Source organism: Spirosoma panaciterrae DSM 21099 (assembly GCF_000374025.1).
GTDB lineage: Bacteria > Bacteroidota > Bacteroidia > Cytophagales > Spirosomataceae > Spirosoma > Spirosoma panaciterrae.
In genome coordinates, this window is sequence record NZ_KB893183.1 from 113,715 (window position 1) to 131,216 (window position 17,502).

Here is a 17,502-nt window from a genome sequence, read left to right on the forward strand (position 1 = left end):
GGTGGTCGGGTTGTCTAGTCCTGAAATAGCTTTACATTAAGCATATCAGGATGACTCACAAGAACACGAAAAAACAGGGACTACGAATGGGCAGCCGACATCCATTCGAGCGACGAACCGAAAAAGAAAAGCGTCGGATTGTGCACGAAGTAAACCAGGGAATCATCGGCATACGAGCCGCCTGCCGTAAGTACGGACTTAACCGCAATACCTTGCGAAGTTGGCTGGTTGTGTTTTCTTTGCCAACGACGGACACACTGGCTACTCCTGAGCCGTCTACCACCATGCCCGACCCTCAATTGGACCAAACATTAACTCGGCAAGTGAAAGCCCTAACCAAGGCGCTCGCTCAAGCTGAATTAAAAATCAGCAGCTTACAGACGGTTATCGAGGTGGCTGAAGAAGACTTGAAGATCAAGATCCGAAAAAAGTCTGGTACCAAACGGTCAAAAGAATGAAGCAAAGCCATCCTCAAGTAAGCCTGGAGCAGCTTTGTGATCTGTTTGGTGTGACTCGTCAGGCTTTTTATGAAGCGGCTGCTCAAGAGAAGAAAACCAGCATTGCCCACGTAGTGGTGCTCAGATTGGTTAGTGACCTGCGCAGAGATATGCCCTTACTAGGTACCAGAAAGCTGTTTCATCTATTGCAGCCCCAGTTAGACAACCACCAGATAAAGATGGGCAGAGACCAATTGTTTGATTTATTGGGGTTTCACGGCCTGCTCATTCGCAGACGCAAGCGCATGGTCAAGACGACTGATTCGCATCACTGGCTAAAAAAATACCCCAATCTAATCAAGGAATTGACGGTAGACGGCCCTGAACAATTGTGGGTTAGTGACCTGACTTACATTCGAACTGTACAAGGTTTTAGCTATCTTAGTTTGATCACCGATGCCTACTCTCGAAAAGTTGTTGGTTATGCGCTTTATCCAACTCTAGAGGCAACAGGCTGTGTTTTAGCCTTAAAAATGGCCCTAAAGGATCGAAAACGCATAACCGATTATACACTGATTCACCATTCTGACCGTGGTATTCAATACTGTTCAGCTCAGTATATTTCATTGTTGGAAAACGAGCAGATTGCGATTAGTATGACTCAATCCGGCAGTCCATACGATAATGCCCTAGCCGAGCGGGTAAATGGAATTATTAAAATTGAGTTCTTCTCCCAAACCATTTACCAAAACCACCAGGAAGCTGACCTAGCGATCACCCGAGCTGTTGCTCGGTACAATACTCAACGTCCGCATTCTAGTCTGGATTACTTGACCCCCGAAGTCGCTCATGAGCGAAGTGGCTTATTGAAAAAACGGTGGAAGCAATATCGAAGACCGAAACCGATCAGGCAGGAAGATAGAGTCGAGCCAGTAATGAACTGACCGTCTGATGGTTTACAGAAGGGTGATAATACAGGGTATGAGTAGATTAGATGCAAAAGCGAATAATTAAGTACTCAGGGCTTTGAAGTGACAAGTGCTATTTAGGATTAACTTTCGGAATCTGTAAGGTTTTTCCAGGACGTGACATTCCGTGGTAGGTGGGTCAATTTACTCCGAAATACTCAGGTAGGAGGGTAGAGGGGCTGGAAACGGCCCTTTGTGCGTTCAATAAATCCGTTTAATTAAATGGTTCAGTGACATGTAAAAGGATAAGGATTAATTGAAGACTGAGTTTTGAAAACAACGCAAACCTCTGTCAACTATTAAGCTTTTTTATTCATTCAAAGTTTTCAGTCAAGTATTATGTACTTGTGGCTGTAGAATGGTTAGCCAAAAGGCCACTTTTGATTAAGCGGCCTTTTGTTATATTATCTTTCGAATTCACAAATGTTACCCACTTCTAATTCATTAAGTATTAATTCAAAAACTTCTGTTGGCGATTTCCTAAGCAACTTGGCTATACCAATAATATCTTGAACAGTGAAGGTTTCAGGGTGCACAATCAATTTTTCTACATCTGTAACGGAGAGCATGGTTGAAATCTGATTCATGATCGTTATGGTTAGATAAAGAACTAAACCAAGATCTACATAAAACCCCAATTATGAATGGGAGGATGGCTAAACAGGTATAAACTTGTGCTATACAGGTCTAGATGCGTGATGAATCCTGTACACTCAAATAGGCTACATATAAATGATTTAATTATGAGTCGTTTTAGTTGCGGAGTGAACACTACATCCATTTCTTAGCTGGCTCTACAGTGTTTAATCTCCTTGATTACTCATAAATCAACCGGTCAGGAAGATCAGTTAAAACTCGAAATTTCAACTTATTTGATTACTCAATGTCGATTTCCAAAGAACCAGTATATGCTCCACAAGAAACGATTCTTAGCCAAATAGGATCAGTTAAGCTGGTCGTAAAATCAGAGGCTGATGCAGAGTCTATTGTCTTATTAAAAAATGCTGTTTACGGCACAAGCGGTATTCGTTATCAACAAACTGGCCAAGACCAAAAACTAAACCAACTGTCCAACCCTTTTTTCTTTCATCTATATATTTCTGACATCCTTCAAGGTTTTTATTGCCTCGATCATCGGCTTGTTACCTATCCATTTAGTAGTATGAATGCCTTTTATGGGCGCTATTTTGCCATCCATGAATCAGCCCAGGGAAAGGGATATGGTCGATTTTTAAAAACTTCGGCTGTCAATTACATTACGGAGACAATTCATGCACCTTATCTGTTGTACTCGTTCATCGAAGAGAAAAACACACGTTCCCTCTCCTTGTCAAACCAAACAAATTTTGCAAGTGTTGCACAACTTAAAACGTTTGTCTTCCGTAGCCTAAATCCAAAAGCAGATGTGCGACTGAAAAGGGCCTCATCAGCAGAACTTCCCAAAATCAAATCTTTTCTGGCGACCTATTACGCTGATTATGGATTGGTAAACTTTGATAAAATAGGCTACCAAGGAAATTACTTTACACTGACAGTAGGGGAGCAAGTTGTAGGAGGGGTACAAGCCAATCCCGTTACTTGGAATTTTTTACAAATGCCCCACTGGACCGGCTGGTTCCTCATGAATATCCTACCAAGAATACCCTACCTAAAAAAACTATTTCAACCAGACTATTCGTTTTTAGCATTGGAAGGTATTTACCTGGCTACCGGGCAAGAGGGTTTGTTCCCAATTCTCATCGAAAGTATACTAGCTTTTTTCAACTTAAACAGCGCTCTTTTCGAGGTTGACTGCCAGGATAAGCGATTAACAGCCATGCTCGCCCGGATGGGCTTACTCAGCGGCTATCAGGCCGATGTTACCACACATGCCATGGTTAAAGCCTGCGGCTTATCCGCTAACCAATTAGCTCAGCTACAGGTATCTCCGGTTTATTGCTCTTCTTTCGACTTTACGTAATTAGTGGAAACTTCGAACTCAACGCAGCTAACAGAATTATTGGAACAAGCAAGGCAACACTTGTCCCAACCTTTTGCGCATAAGCAACGCAAATTGCTTACCTATCTCAATATTGCTTATATCACACTGGCCATATTTTTTCTGTCCTTTGAAAAAATAGAAACTGGAAACTTTGTCCCTCATGTCGCACTGGCCTATGTTTATTTATTCGTCGGTGCTGCGAATTTCTTTTCTGCCCTTTACAACTATTGGATTTTAGCTGGAAAAACTAAAATTACCCTAGTGGGTCAACAGATTGATTTAGACCCTGAAAGTAAGTTTGATATTGCCTCCCGTTGGGTAAGTATCGTTTCCATTATGTTTCTGGCTTTCCTAAACATGATCGGATTTGAAAACCCTTCTAATGATTCAATCTTGGTCGATTTTGCCTTTGGCCATTCTTTAATTGTTCTAGCTGCTATCCTTCTTGGCCGCAAAGCTGCCTTTGTCTGGTTTTTGATTGTCCTAGGTACTCTTTTTCTAAAAGCGTATAGTATAGGCTTTACTTATCAATATAATTACTTGACTAAGGCCGAATCAACTCGTTACGAAAAAGCCCTTGAACGGAATGAAAACTGGGCTTTACAACGAAAAGCTACTTTGCAACGGGAAGGCTTAAACCCACCCAAAGTAGTCCGGTATCTGAATGAATGGATTGTCTTTATCTTGATTGCCTTCTTCACGGCTTATTTCTTTACGGGTATTTCGCTGGATATGATAAAAATCATTCCGTCCGTTACCCAACGGTTAGCAAATGCCATCGATACGGTTAAAGAGCAGGAGCTGGAACGGGAGCGGGAAAAGAATTTACAAGAAGAGCAGAAAATGCGTCTTGAACAGGAAACCCTGCATGCTGAGCTTAACTTTTTAAAATCTCAGTTGAATCCCCATTTTCTCTATAACACCTTATACTATTTGTATGTAAAGAGCCGCGAATACTCTGACGATTTAGCTGATTCACTTTTAAAGGTGTCTGACATTATGCGTTATAGTTTGCGGGAGGATTCAAAATTCGTGCTGGTTCAGGAAGAAATCACGTATTTAAAAGATTTCATCGCCTTACACCAGATGCGATATAAAAATAAGCTTCAAATAGAATTTAACGTCCAAGGCCCTACCGATCAGAAGTTCATAATTCCCTTTATATTAATCAGTTTAGTCGAAAACGCGTTTAAACATGGACGGATGACAAATATGGATTTCCCGCTTACTATTAATCTGAACTGCTATACAGACCGAATCGAGTTTTATATGCGGAATCAGAAAGGTCATAAGCCGACTGTAGATTCAACGCATGTAGGTTTAGCGAACATTCAGCGCCGACTTGATTTGACGTACCCTTCCTCCTATACCTTTAAAATCGAACAAGATGAGGATTCCTTTTCTTGTTGGTTATCGATCCTAGCGTAAGTACCTAATTTTTATTGCCATGACCTGTATCGTAATTGATGACGAGGAATTTGCTATCCAGTATCTTGAGGATTTGATCCATAAAGTGCCGTACCTTGAGTTAAAAGGCTCATTTTCTGACCCTTCCGAAGCCATTGTCTATTTGAAGGCAAATCCAGTAGATCTCATCTTCGTCGATGCCGAAATGCCAAATCATGCTATTAATGGAATTGATTTTATTAAAATCGTTGGACAATTTCAGAAATATGTCCTGACGACAGCATACCCTCAATACGCACTACAAGGCTACGATTTAGATGTCATTGATTTTCTGCACAAACCATTTGGCTTTGATCGTTTTTTAAAAGCTGTACAAAAAGCCCAAACTAGCCTAGAGCCTTCAGCGAAACCGAGTCCGGCTCTGCCTAGAGAATCGTTTATTTATGTGAAGTCAGAAGGTAACTTGATCGCCGTGTACTTTGACGAAATCTGTTGGATTGAAACAGCTCCAGAGCGCAACTACATTCATATTTTTACGCAAAATGACCGTCTAACCTCCCATTTATCACTTAGTGACATTGAGTCCCAATTACCTCATACTTTCTTTTCTAGAATTCATAAATCCTTCATTGCTGCCAGGACTAAAATACGAGTGGTCAATAAGGATAAAAACACCGTCAGTATTCTTCGACAAGGAGAATTGAAGGAATTACCTGTAGGAGAATCATACCGGAAATCCTTATATCAACTGATTGATAGAAAAGTCGTTCGAAAAGATGGTAAATGAATTGGTGTAGAGAAATTCTATTAATATTCTGCTTTATAGACTGGTCTTCTAAATTCATTCGCCTTGGTATCCATTGATAGTTATCTGTAAATTGATACTGCGATACCGTCTCCACAAGTGCGCGCACTAGCTTCAATCACTATACCAAGACTGATGAAATAACAGTCTTTAAAGTTTTTATAGTGCCAATTGATTATATAGAAGCTGTTTAAACTTTAATAAAAACCCCCAAAGCTGTGTGAATTTTGAGGTGCGAACTTCAAATAAACACTACAATGGGGATCATACACAAAGCTATGATTGAAACGTGGATTTTACCACATCTTACCGTCGGAACACGTGGCTTTGACACCACCGTACCTCTGACAGAAGTGGTAGCATGCATTTTCCATCGGCTAAAAACTGGCTGTCAATGGCGAGAGTTACCTACCAAACAGTTTTTTACGGACAAGGTGCTTTGCTGGAATTCGGTATTCTACTACTATAATAAGTGGTGCAAAGCTGACTGTTGGCGCACGATTTGGATCAATATCCTGACTAAAAATCGGAAGTATCTAGACTTATCGAGTGTTGAATTTGATGGTAGCCATACGCCCGCCAAGAATGGGGGAGATGCGGTGGGCTATCAGGGCCGCAAAGCCTGTAACACCACGAATGCTTTATTTCTGTCAGATAATCAAGGGGTTATGTTGGCTATGTCTACTCCTCAAGAAGGCCAACATCATGACGTATATGACATTCAGGCTTTGTTTGACGAAATCTGTGGCTTGCTTAAAGCAGCCGAGATCAATCTGAAAGGGCTGTTTTTGAATGCCGACTCAGGTTTTGATTCGGCTGATTTTATGGCTGCTTGTGAGAAAGAAGAGATCATTGCCAATGTGCAGGAAAACCCACGCAATTCATTTCATCAGAGGTGCCAGCCTTACGAACGTGGCACTCACGTTTTTGACGACGCTCTTTATCAAGATCGCTCCGTTATTGAACATGCAAACGCTTGGATTGACGGCTTCAAAGCCCTATTAGTGCGGTTTGAGTTTTCTGTAAAAAATTGGATGAGCTTACATTTTATCGCATTCTCGGTCATTTTTCTACGAAAAATCAATCGAAAACCGAAAGTTTAAACAGCTTTATAGTCAAAATTCATCTTACAATACGTGCTTCAATCCCTAATGAGTTTTAAACTATCGATTTGGCTATATTTTTTCTAATTAGAAATTTCTAATTAGAAAAAATAGGTTAGTATAAAAAGGCTGCAAGAAATAGCAGCCCTGATATTAGTTTAATTCACATTCAACGCTTGGTGGGTTAACTCATGAAAAACCTTTTCATCCATAGCATACCGATCTGAAAGAGAAAGGCTGACGCGGCTATTCATCAGCGAGTAATTAAAAGCGTTATACAACAGCCACATCGTGGGCTCTGACTTTAATATCCGTTCTTCTACTTTCATACGTTCCTGGGCTTGCTTTACCAGTTGTACCGGGATTTTAACTTCTTTGGCTAATTTTTCGACTGTGGCTTCTTGGACAGGTTTATTATATAATCGCTGATAAACTTGGGCGGTTAGGGAGCCTTTATGTGCCATAAATTGCGTAAGAACCTTTCCTAAATAGGAGCTTAGGGAATCTATATCTAACCGAATATGATGCAGTTTTTTATGAACGACTTCATCGACTTCTTGCTTCGTATAGGTTTTGGTTTCAATACCACTTTCCTTTATATCCAAAGCTTTTTTGTGCTTCTTGGGCTTCCCAGCTAATAGCCAGTTTAAGTAAGCATCCATTTCCAACCATTCATCTGCCCAACCCATTAAACCATTGCTACATATCTGTCGATAGTAGCTAACCCGTACGCCCGTTTCTGTCACAGTTCGTTCATTAACAATCGTTCCCTGAACCGTAAAAGGTGATTTACCCGTGTAACTATTGTTAATTATCAGATTGCGGTACAACCGTTCGTCGCCGATACTGATCTCGTTCGGTGTAATTACGTTTATAGTAAATTCTCCTCGGTCCGTATACCGTATGTTGATTTCATGCTGAGGTATGTACTTAGTCACAACTTCTCGCAAAAGGGTGTTAGGCACGATTGAATACTGCTCAGATTGAATCGCATAGACCACTGGGTTACTACCAGTTGGATAGCCAACAATCGAGTTCTGACGGTCCGATGGCACAATCTGGTAGCCTGGTAGCATATCAATTAATCTTACCGATTCCACAGGGAAACAAATGTCGCTCCAACTGTCTGTTTTTAAAGGGGTTGTGCTTACGGATGCCATACAAAATAGTGTTTGCCTGTTCAATTACCTTTCGTGTACTAAAATAACTATTAATTCTCTAATTGCAAATTTCTAATTAGAAAAATGTAATTAGAGATTGATTATCTGCTTTTCTTCCCGATGAACTGTTAGAATTAGGCATTTGTATTCACTGATTATTGTTTACATAAAAGCCCTGACAAATCTGCCAGGGCATAGCTTATTCATTGATTTATTGCCTCACATTTTATAGTGATTTCGAATCATACGTTCGTAGATATCCGTTGGTAAAATACTTTTTAACAAAACGGAAAATTTCTCCAGGGATTTACCAACCCGGTACAATCGATCAACTTGGGGCGACTGAATGATTTTTTCGACCAGTGGCCCAAACACGTCGGGTTCTATTCCCTCACTAACACTTTCGTCGATTAATGCATACGTGCGGTCAAACGTTTCTTTATAGGCACTGTTGGCAGGTAAAGATACCCGAAGCCGATTCTTGTTAATATCCGTTTTCGTACCACCTGGTTGGATATAACAAGCCTGAATTCCAAATGAGGCCAGCTCTAATCGGAGTGCTTCAGTCAGCCGGTCAACGGCGGCTTTACTAGCGCAATAACCTCCTCGAAACGGTAACCCTGCTTCTGCCGCAATGGAACTAATATTAATAATTAAACCAGACTTTTGCTGACGCATCGTAGGTAAAACGGCTTGAATCGTTCGGATCGTACCAAAGACATTTGTATCGAATACCCGCTGTACTTCGGCAAGCGGTAAAGCCTCAACCGGCCCCGCAATAGCCAACCCAGCATTGTTAATTAATACATCAATTCGGCCATGCTTCTCAATAATTCGGTTCACCCCTTTTTGAATACTTGCTTCATTACAGACATCCAAATCCATGGTCAAAAAAGGTTTTGACTTCTGCTCAATTGATCGGGATGTTCCGTATACGGTAAAGCCCTTCTGCGCCAAATAGGTGGCGATAGTTTCTCCTAAGCCCGTTGAGGCACCAGTTATTAAAATAATTTTTGACATACTACACTCTGGACAAAACGCTTATTTACTCTTCAACTAATCTTTACCCTTTAATTTTATACGGTCGTTTTTAGTTTACTGTGCTCTCAAAATCTCACTCCATCGAGTCGTATACCGTCCGCTTAAAAACTTGCTGCGCGGTTTCCAATGTACGCTGTATCCCTGACTGGCAAATCGTATTTTGTCCCGCCCATACTTCGCGTTGAGTTTATCAGCGGTTTGGCTTACCGCTCGTAGTCGAGGATCGGAAACGTCATTAAAGAGGGTTGGCTTTTGATAATCATGAGGTACAAAACCTGATAGCATCACGCCTACACGCTTAAATTTATATCCGGGCTTGTAGATCGCATTTAACACACCAATGGCATATTGAAGTAATTCAGGGGTAGCACTAGAAGGATGCGGCAGTGCTGTAGCCTGGCTATTGAAATACTGCGGCTGGTCAGCTCTAAATGGATTGGTCTGCAAATACACAGTTACTAAACAGGCAGCCGACTGTTGTCTTCTTAGTTTTTCTCCACATCGAACTACGTGCGTATTCAGTCCTTCTTGCAGTGTTTTCAGATCGTCAACAGGCGTACCAAAACAAGGTGAGGTTAAAATCGACTTTTTCGGCGCAGGATATTGCTGGACGGGTCGACGGGTATTTCCTCGCAATTCATCGACTAAACGTAAGCCTTCAATTGTCATGTGTTTCTGAATCCACACATCATGACACTGGGTTAACGCATACGCCGTTTCAATTCCGTTTTTTTTGAGGAGTTGATTGTACTAGTGACCAATATCCCACACCTCCAAACAGGGGAAATCAGCAAGTGCCTGTTGAATGCGATCCGCTTCCCGTAGCTCAAAAACTCCGTTGTAGTTGGGTTGCTTTTTAGCGTACCAGCTCGCCACTTTTGCTAAGGTTTCTTTTGGCACAATACCAATCGAAACCGGCAAACTCACCCACTGCTTAATTGTCTTTCGGATCCGATGGCCAAATGCTACTAAGTCGGTATAGATCCGCTCGTACCCAGTCACATCTAAAAATGCCTCGTCGATTGAATAAATCTCGATCTTCTCAATGAATTGGTTTAAGATTCGCATTAATCGGCCGGAAACATCGCCGTACAGGGTAAAATTGGCGCTTATAATCTCTACTTTATGTTGCTTAACAACGCCCCCTAATTCAAACGTGGGTTGCCCCATTCTTATTTTCAGCTTCTTGGCCTCCTTAGAACGGGCAATTATATTTCCATCGTTCGCGCTAAGCACCACAACGGGTTTTCCTTCCAGATCGGGTCGAAAAATCCGTTCGGCGCTAACGTAAAAGCTATCGACATCGACCAAAATAATCATGGAATAACTGTAGTTTTTGGAAAAAGAAAGTAAACCATGCCGCTTCACTTTTTTTCCCCGCTGTCCAGTTTCCTTATAAATCTCATGTAACAAATTAACTATGCAATAAAATATATAATATACAAAGTAAATTTGTTACGTTGTTAACAATTACAAAATTTTGACAATCAATCCTTTACAGGTATATCCGTTATTTTAATATAGTAGTCCTTCTCGGTTTGTTTCTTTATATAGAATTGTGTTGTTTCAAATAATTCATGGCGCAAGTGGCGCTGCACATGAATTGGCTCAACGCCTTCTTGAATAAGAAGTTGGCCTGTTGTATGACGTAGACTGTGCGCGGATAGCCTGGGACGTTTCAAGTTCAGTTGCCGCAGATATTTATCAACCCGATACCTGATTTGATAGGTTTTTAAATCGGTCCACAAGGCCTTGCCTGCCTGTGGTGGAATTGGCCAGTACGATTTATCCTGTAAGTAGGAAATCAGAGCCTGAGCGCAGGAATCAAACAGGTGGACATCTTTTCGAGTATCTTTTCCTTTCCCTTTGACCCATAACTGTTTACGTTCAAAATCAATGTCTCCCACCCGTAACCGGGTCACTTCTACAGTCCGTAAGCCTTCAATAACCAATAAAGCGACCAATGCCCGGTCGGCAGCATCCTCAATAGAATTCAGGAGTTCATCTCGCTCGGCCCGTTCCAGACTATCTTTATAAAACTTACGTTCGGTCGTCAGGCCACGCACAGCATCGACATCCCTAAGCGAATCGACCTGATCCGCAACTAATCCAAGCTGACTGCGATTTTTAATCACCCAGGCGGCTAGTTGCTTAATGGCCGAAAGGCGAATATTGACCGTAAATGCAGATAGACCCTCTTTCTTGAGCCATTCGACGTATCGACCCACCGTTTGACCACTAAAAGAAGCCTGGTTGCCCTGGCCTTGCTCATCAGCCAAATAACGAAAGAAAGCGTTCAGCGATTTGGTATACGTATCTCTGGACTCTTCCCCTCGTAAAGTGATTGAATCATGAAGGAAGCCAAGGATTAATTCATTGGCGGCTGGAATCTTGGTAGAAGTTGGTGGAGGGTCGGCGGTCAGCTGGGGCAAGCCTTGAATCTGATAAAACAGCAGAAATTTCCGCAGAGGGGAAATACGGTTAGCAGGCAAACCAGCGGCAAATAAACTTAGACTGAATCGATCAATGGAATACTTGTTGGTTAGACAGTAAACCAAGTATGGTCGCACGATCCTTGGATAGTTACCGGGTTTGGGTAACCAGGCGGCAAAGTAGGTCAACACCTGGGTAAGTGTCAGCTTACCACTACTTGTTTGGATAGCCCCGTCTGTAGTATTAACATTAGAAAGAGTACACGATTGCTTAGGCATGGCCAAGGGTTTAAAAGAAGCAATGTACAAGTATTTTCAACATCTTGGAAATACGGATTTCCGAGATTTGTTGAAAACGTTAATATTTGGACTTTCGCCGAACTTCTCAATGTTAAATCATATCGCGAGTAAAAGCCCGTCAGCAGGGGATGACTAAACGTGAATCAGCGTAAATGATACGTAAAATTTAGAAAAAATCAGTTTGAGCTTAATTTCTCCGCCACATCGGAAGAGGAGTGGAAGTGAATCAACCGCACAACGTCCGTCATGGCTTTGTTACAATAACAATTTCAATTTGATTCAGACTGACAAGTTGACAGACTAACAGGTTTTCACAGATTATATGGAATGAGCTATCGACTTTAGAAACTTTAGGTAGGGGCTACTTCGGGTAGGCCAAAAAGATTAGCTTGCGTGTATGATGATAGCTAAACTAACAACCATCCCGGATACGGCTGAAGAACTTGACGATCCGTATATGCTACTGTATCAACAGAGGAGTTTGTCGAAACTGTGGAACGGGCTAGTCAAGAGGAGAAGGATAATCCAGGACATCCAAACGAAAGCAAACAGTCTTTCTAGGCTTCAAAAATGCGTATGGGTACCGGGCCATTACTGATTGGATGAATCAGATAGGCTATAGAACTCGACGAGGACAAGAGTTTTTTGGCTATGAGCGTCAAACAAATAGACCTAAGACCTTTGTAATAAGTACTAGCTCTTTCAAAAGAATTAAGTTGTATACTTAATAAAGTAATCATCACAGCATTAGGATAAGTGTGCTTTAAGCTTTTGTATTCTGATATACTAGTAAAAAAATGCAATGGTAATTAAGAAAAAAATTCTTTTACTACCATGATTGTATTTTATGTGGACCTTTATAAAAACATTAAAATGACCGTTAATTCACATTGCTTGAAGGGTAATCAAAATTTGCTTAAAAGCTTAACACCATCCTCTTACTGAAAAATTCAACATTAATTGCGCTGCTACATAATGGAAATTAACACAATTATTTAATTTAAATTAATCCTATGATTAAGATCCCTGGAAATATAACAATACCAAAAATACATAAATTATATGCGGATTTATCATTAAATAATGATTTGTCTATAGATATTTATCTACCTAAGAGAATAGAAAAATTAGATTTTGGTGTCTTTTTTTCGCTACTTCAGTTTCTAGCCACGTGGATCAGAAAAGAAAATTCAGGTAAATTGTGTTTACCTATCAAAGGCTCCGAGGAAGCGATTAATTATCTTAACGATAACGAATTCGTTTATCCATCAATTGTTCTTTCGTGGGAGAAAGAGATCATTGATGAAAATGGCAATAACCTTAAAAACCATCTTAAAATTCCGAGCAAAAAGTATTATGAAAAGATGGATTATTTTGATTTAAAAGGAACATCAGTTCCTCTATATTGCTTCGACCATGATAAATCAGACAGAGGATTGTCTAAACATTTTTATAGTAAGAATAGAGAATTAGTTTCAGAAGATGTATTGGGATTTAATTTATTTAGAGCATTTCAAAAAATTGGTTTCCATAATCCGACAGTATATAAAAATAGTATCAAAGACAGTTTAAACTCATTTATTTCAGTTATTCATGAGCTTTTTTCGAATACACATGAGCACGCAAAGACAAATGAATTAGGATTTAATTTATATCCTAACATTAGAGCCTTGCAATTAAAATTCCATAAAAAGCCTGTTGAAAAATACATTGAGACTTATAAGGAATTCAAAGGGCTTTCAGAATATTTCAGTTCAGGATTTAATGTAAACCAATTGGGAGACCTATATCTTATTGAAATTTCTATATTAGATAGTGGGCCAGGCTTAGTCAAAAGATATAAAGGCGTTTCAACCTATAATATGAGCATAAATGAAGAAGTTGATATAATAAAAAAATGTTTATACAGGCATAATACTTCAACTAGTAGCTTTAAGTCTGATACTAAAGGCATAGGTTTAGATCGTGTTTTACAAACCATTGATGGTCGAGGATTTGTAAGGATTAAAAGTGGTCGTGTTGATATTTTTAGAGATATGAAGTCTAAAAGGTATATTCATCATGATAACGCTTCAGATATACAGCTTTACGATTGGCAAACTAACAGCGATATAAATTTTTCGGTGTTTCCTCCTGCTGAAGGTACATTAATCTCTATTTTCTTTCCGCTAGCCTACAAATAATGAGAAACTACTTTATATTTCAATATGAAGACTTAGTTTCTTCAAAGCACAGATTTAGAGCAACAGTAATATTCATTCATCATGAAAAAATTCATTCCCAAAATTCATTATCACAAGAAATAAGTCATTTCTTTCAAGAAAATAGTATTACGGAAAAATTAATTGTAATCCTTCCGGAATATCTTGACAAAGATTCCTTAAAATACTTCTTTGAGCACAGGAACGATACCTTTGTCCGAATACCAGGTAAATCTTCAGATTATTTTGAAAAAAGTTTACTTATATATTCATTTAATTCGTCATGCGAATTTAAATTGTTATTTGGGAGCAAGCCTAAGAACGAAAAAAAATTTATTAGTTTATTACTAAGAAGTGGTTCAACAACTATATTTAAGAATAACGGTGGTTTAGTTGAGTCAACACCTGATCATCACTTCGTTTTTCCATCAAATAAGCATAGCTCAAAATTTTTAAGGACAGGTAATGTACTGATCTATCAATCTGAAATTTTCTTTTTAGCCATACAACTCTTAAAGCACATGAAAGAAGTTAGTAGCATTTATTGCGATACTTCTTCGATTAATGTTCTACCTTTTGCCGTTTTTGAACTTCAAAGAAGATTCAAGTTGTCGTTTGAATGTCCAACTGTTCACAGCTTTTCATCTTATGAGATGTTTGAATCTTATAAAGAAAGCTTCCCATTTGATTCTTTAATACTCATATCGGCTTCGACATCTGGTAATATAGTAGATAGAATATTAAAAGAAAGACGCGCCGAAAGGTCACAAATTCAGGTAATATACTTTTTGGGACCTATTGAGAAATATCAAAATCATACCTCGAATGTAATTTGTAACTTAACGAGAGATGAAAACTTTTATTTAGGAGAGTTAGAATTCAAAACATATAGTTCTTCTGATAAATGTGAATTGTGTACTGTTGCGCATTCAAGACCAATAAATATACGTAGTGATGTTTTTCTTACTGTTCAGCCTAAAGTTGAAGTTCATCTTTTAAAAACAACAACCGATTACAATCCTAAACCTGTTAGCCAGTTTGTTCAAAAGTTTAGGGGAAACTCTATTAAGGATAGTATTATTAAAGTATTTTATAAAGAAAATGATGCTAATGCTGACTATGAGATTTACTTAGATTTCACACATCTCATAGAAAATATTGAAGATGATAAATTTGGCAAATTCAAAGAGTCATTAAATAGATATATTGATAAAACTATTCCTGCCAATACTAAATATATATTGTATCTTCCTGATATTGCATCAAAAAAACTTGCAGAGTATATTATTACAAAAATACCAACCAACCCAAATTTAAAGTTAATAAAATTGGAGCAAAATTTTATTAATAATATTACAGAAGAAAGTGGTTCTCTAATAATTGTTGCATCTTGTATTTCAACTGGTAAAAAATTGCTACAGATAAGTAGGCTTATGAGAAGCCGCGAAAATATAAATTTGATATACTTCGTAGGTATATACCGACCAATATCTGAAAAATTTTCTATAAATCTTATTAATGATTTAAAAAAGGGTAAGGATAAGAGTGATGAAAGACCCTTTATAGCAGTTGAACAAATAAATTGTTCAATACAACAAGTAAATACCTCTTGGGAGCGCGAAAAGTATTTTTTTGAAAAAATGCTTAGTACCCTTAATGATGAGACCGATGAAGAATTGTATAATTATGTTAACGATAGATTAGATACTTTAATAAAAAACAAAGAAACAAGAGGTTTGTCAGACAAAGTGTTTTTAAAGAAATACAATGGTGATCAGTTGTATTTAAGGAAAAATTTTGCCTTTTGGAATTTTACTGATTACAGTGAAGAAAATATATCTCAATCCGAGGTGTATTTTACAATATCAACTATAATTACAAATTTAGAAAATAACGATATTAATTCTTTCCCAACTTTAAAACAAACTAACTACGTTAGAAATATATTAAGTCCTAGGAATTTTCATAGATTTAATGATGGAATAATTCAAGCGTCGCTATTGAGAGCTGGTAAATCTGATTTCTTTTCATATGATTTAGATGCTGAATCTAATTTAAAAATGAAAGAATTCCTAATAAGTATTATTGAAAAGTTTGACACAGAAGACGGTGAAGCATTATTAGAGTTTTTATTAGCGCTAGGTCTTAAAAAGTTAAGATTGAAGCAGGAGGATTTAAGAGAAGTGTTATTAAGAGCTCAAAGTTGTGAAAGTATATTAATTTCGGGTATGGCAAAGTATGTTTATGAATTAATATAACATTTTATTCCAAAGCGAATATAATGTAGTTCAACCATCAATAGACAACAAAGCTATGAACAATCTTACTTTTGCTCGAGAATTTAATAAATTACTGGAAGTATTAAACAGAAAGGAGTCATATTTTTCGGGTGGTAAATTTATCAGTGTGGTAAGAGAGATCGACCCATACTTTCCTGATTATACTCAATTTATCAATAGTAGAAAAAGTGATAATAAAAGTACAAGTAGGAAAGATTACTTCTATGATATACTTCTCGAAATGAACGAATCAGATAGAAGTATACTAATCAACAGATTGTATGAGACTGCAGAGGAAATGAAAAATAGTTTTCAACCAACTGATGAGTTTTATACGCAAGATGAAATTTCGTTTCATCAACATAAACCGTCGGATAAAGACAAAGTAGAGCTGGCATCTAAACCGGTATCATCAGGACATCCTAACGTTTTTATCTCCTATGCTTGGGAAAGTGATGAATTAAAAAAATGGGTGAAACAGTTAGCAACTGATTTGAGAAAGAACGGAGTTGATGCGATAATAGATCAATGGGCAATGGTCCCTGGTGATCAGATGACACACTTTATGGAAAAGTCGATCAGAGAGAATACTTATGTCTTGATCGTGTGTACCCCTGCTTACAAAAAGAAGTCGGAGGACAGAACGGGTGGTGTTGGCTATGAAGGAGATATAATGACTGCTGAGGTTGCAGCGGGTAGTAATCATAGAAAGTTTATTCCAATATTAAAGTATGGAACTAAACATGAGTCACTCCCCTCCTGGCTTGCAGGCAAATATTATATTGATCTATCAACTAGCAGCCACTTTGATCACAACTTTGAAGATTTACTGACTACTATATTTAATGCCCGAGAAGTTGCCCCTAATCTGGGCCTCATTCCTGATAGATTCCGACAAAGCTCCATATCGGCAAACTCATCAATTCCTGGTGAAAATGATAACGTAAAAATAAAAGGAATAGTAGTTGATGAGGTTACACAGCCAATAAATGACGGTTCAAGGGGTAGTAGTCTATATAAAATACCTTTTGAGTTGAACAAACGGCCAAATTCCGAATGGATACATTTGTTCATTGATGCATTCGACAGGCCCTCGGAATTTACGTCTATGCACCGGCCAGGTATAGCTTCTGTCATTGGTAACAAAATCTATTTAGACGGTACTACCATAGAAGAAGTAGAGCGCTACCATAAAAAGACGTTGAAATTAGCCGTAGACGTTGCCAACAGTCGTTACTCTGAGATTTTAAAGCAGAAGCAACAAGAAGCAGAATCATTACAGTTACGAAAGGATCAACATAGAAAATACATTGATGAGGCAAGTAAACGTATAAGTTTCGATGATTGACTTAATAAACTGCATAATTACATCCCATTGACCATCTAGT

General features: G+C 38.5%; 15 protein-coding genes. 9 read left to right on the top strand and 6 right to left on the bottom strand.

What is annotated here, in order from left to right:
* The first annotated feature begins 50 nt into the window (after window positions 1–50).
* Both B153_RS35170 and B153_RS35175 read left to right on the top strand, forming a co-directional pair.
* Window positions 51–458, top strand: coding sequence for a hypothetical protein (locus B153_RS35170; RefSeq protein ID WP_157634687.1), 408 nt, complete (start codon window positions 51–53; stop codon window positions 456–458).
* Window positions 455–1,381 (top strand): IS3 family transposase, encoded by a 927-nt coding sequence (locus B153_RS35175; RefSeq protein ID WP_020597346.1) that lies wholly within the window; start codon window positions 455–457, stop codon window positions 1,379–1,381. Before B153_RS35170 ends, B153_RS35175 begins: the two co-directional genes overlap by 4 nt.
* 428 nt (window positions 1,382–1,809) lie before the next feature.
* Here B153_RS35175 and B153_RS0113975 read toward each other — a convergent pair whose 3' ends face one another.
* The gene (locus B153_RS0113975) at window positions 1,810–1,992 is read right to left on the bottom strand and encodes a hypothetical protein (RefSeq protein WP_020597347.1); all 183 of its coding nucleotides are present in this window, start codon (window positions 1,990–1,992) and stop codon (window positions 1,810–1,812) included.
* A gap of 296 nt (window positions 1,993–2,288) precedes the next feature.
* On the opposite strand from B153_RS0113975, the gene B153_RS0113980 reads away from it, so the two are divergent.
* The 4 genes from B153_RS0113980 (at window position 2,289) to B153_RS0113995 (ending at window position 6,701) form a co-directional block, all read left to right on the top strand.
* The gene (locus tag B153_RS0113980; protein ID WP_020597348.1) at window positions 2,289–3,365 is read left to right on the top strand and encodes an N-acetyltransferase; all 1,077 of its coding nucleotides are present in this window, start codon (window positions 2,289–2,291) and stop codon (window positions 3,363–3,365) included.
* A gap of 3 nt (window positions 3,366–3,368) precedes the next feature.
* Window positions 3,369–4,814 carry a sensor histidine kinase gene (locus B153_RS36665; protein ID WP_211221678.1) on the top strand — a complete coding sequence of 482 codons (1,446 nt, stop codon included), beginning with the start codon at window positions 3,369–3,371 and terminating at the stop codon, window positions 4,812–4,814.
* 19 nt (window positions 4,815–4,833) lie between these two features.
* Window positions 4,834–5,580: a LytR/AlgR family response regulator transcription factor gene (locus tag B153_RS0113990; RefSeq protein ID WP_020597350.1), complete on the top strand. Its 747-nt coding sequence runs from the start codon at window positions 4,834–4,836 to the stop codon at window positions 5,578–5,580.
* Between the two features lie 296 nt (window positions 5,581–5,876).
* A complete protein-coding gene (locus B153_RS0113995; protein ID WP_245564885.1) occupies window positions 5,877–6,701 on the top strand; it encodes a transposase in 825 nt (274 codons plus the stop codon).
* A gap of 158 nt (window positions 6,702–6,859) precedes the next feature.
* Here the strand turns inward: B153_RS0113995 and B153_RS0114000 are convergent, their stop codons facing one another.
* From B153_RS0114000 to B153_RS0114015, 5 genes are all read right to left on the bottom strand, one after another.
* Complete coding sequence (locus tag B153_RS0114000) at window positions 6,860–7,861, bottom strand: hypothetical protein (RefSeq protein WP_040761374.1); 1,002 nt, start codon at window positions 7,859–7,861, stop codon at window positions 6,860–6,862.
* 219 nt (window positions 7,862–8,080) lie between these two features.
* Complete coding sequence (locus B153_RS0114005) at window positions 8,081–8,881, bottom strand: SDR family oxidoreductase (RefSeq protein ID WP_020597353.1); 801 nt, start codon at window positions 8,879–8,881, stop codon at window positions 8,081–8,083.
* Window positions 8,882–8,956: 75 nt separating this feature from the next.
* Complete coding sequence (locus tag B153_RS37255; RefSeq protein WP_020597354.1) at window positions 8,957–9,571, bottom strand: DinB/UmuC family translesion DNA polymerase; 615 nt, start codon at window positions 9,569–9,571, stop codon at window positions 8,957–8,959.
* 81 nt (window positions 9,572–9,652) lie between these two features.
* Complete coding sequence (locus B153_RS37260) at window positions 9,653–10,222, bottom strand: Y-family DNA polymerase (RefSeq protein WP_020597355.1); 570 nt, start codon at window positions 10,220–10,222, stop codon at window positions 9,653–9,655.
* 167 nt (window positions 10,223–10,389) lie between these two features.
* Window positions 10,390–11,472: a tyrosine-type recombinase/integrase gene (locus B153_RS0114015; protein ID WP_245564886.1), complete on the bottom strand. Its 1,083-nt coding sequence runs from the start codon at window positions 11,470–11,472 to the stop codon at window positions 10,390–10,392.
* A gap of 1,175 nt (window positions 11,473–12,647) precedes the next feature.
* Between B153_RS0114015 and B153_RS0114025 the strand changes: the two genes are divergently transcribed.
* The 3 genes from B153_RS0114025 to B153_RS0114035 are packed head-to-tail and all read left to right on the top strand — an operon-like array spanning window position 12,648 to window position 17,462.
* Window positions 12,648–13,817, top strand: a complete 1,170-nt coding sequence (locus tag B153_RS0114025; protein WP_020597358.1) for a hypothetical protein — start codon at window positions 12,648–12,650, stop codon at window positions 13,815–13,817.
* Window positions 13,817–16,093 (top strand): hypothetical protein, encoded by a 2,277-nt coding sequence (locus B153_RS0114030; protein WP_020597359.1) that lies wholly within the window; start codon window positions 13,817–13,819, stop codon window positions 16,091–16,093. Before B153_RS0114025 ends, B153_RS0114030 begins: the two co-directional genes overlap by 1 nt.
* 55 nt (window positions 16,094–16,148) lie before the next feature.
* Window positions 16,149–17,462, top strand: a complete 1,314-nt coding sequence (locus tag B153_RS0114035; protein ID WP_020597360.1) for a toll/interleukin-1 receptor domain-containing protein — start codon at window positions 16,149–16,151, stop codon at window positions 17,460–17,462.
* Window positions 17,463–17,502 lie beyond the last annotated feature (40 nt).

Excerpts from the sequence above, each read along its gene's own strand:
- B153_RS35170 (WP_157634687.1), top strand. The coding sequence starts at position 51 with ATGACTCACAAGAACACGAAAAAACAGGGACTACGAATGGGCAGCCGA.
- B153_RS35175 (WP_020597346.1), top strand. The coding sequence starts at position 455 with ATGAAGCAAAGCCATCCTCAAGTAAGCCTGGAGCAGCTTTGTGATCTG.
- B153_RS0113975 (WP_020597347.1), bottom strand. The coding sequence starts at position 1,992 with ATGAATCAGATTTCAACCATGCTCTCCGTTACAGATGTAGAAAAATTG.
- B153_RS0113980 (WP_020597348.1), top strand. The coding sequence starts at position 2,289 with ATGTCGATTTCCAAAGAACCAGTATATGCTCCACAAGAAACGATTCTT.
- B153_RS0113990 (WP_020597350.1), top strand. The coding sequence starts at position 4,834 with ATGACCTGTATCGTAATTGATGACGAGGAATTTGCTATCCAGTATCTT.
- B153_RS0113995 (WP_245564885.1), top strand. The coding sequence starts at position 5,877 with ATGATTGAAACGTGGATTTTACCACATCTTACCGTCGGAACACGTGGC.
- B153_RS0114000 (WP_040761374.1), bottom strand. The coding sequence starts at position 7,861 with ATGGCATCCGTAAGCACAACCCCTTTAAAAACAGACAGTTGGAGCGAC.
- B153_RS0114005 (WP_020597353.1), bottom strand. The coding sequence starts at position 8,881 with ATGTCAAAAATTATTTTAATAACTGGTGCCTCAACGGGCTTAGGAGAA.
- B153_RS37255 (WP_020597354.1), bottom strand. The coding sequence starts at position 9,571 with ATGACAATTGAAGGCTTACGTTTAGTCGATGAATTGCGAGGAAATACC.
- B153_RS37260 (WP_020597355.1), bottom strand. The coding sequence starts at position 10,222 with ATGATTATTTTGGTCGATGTCGATAGCTTTTACGTTAGCGCCGAACGG.
- B153_RS0114025 (WP_020597358.1), top strand. The coding sequence starts at position 12,648 with ATGATTAAGATCCCTGGAAATATAACAATACCAAAAATACATAAATTA.
- B153_RS0114030 (WP_020597359.1), top strand. The coding sequence starts at position 13,817 with ATGAGAAACTACTTTATATTTCAATATGAAGACTTAGTTTCTTCAAAG.
- B153_RS0114035 (WP_020597360.1), top strand. The coding sequence starts at position 16,149 with ATGAACAATCTTACTTTTGCTCGAGAATTTAATAAATTACTGGAAGTA.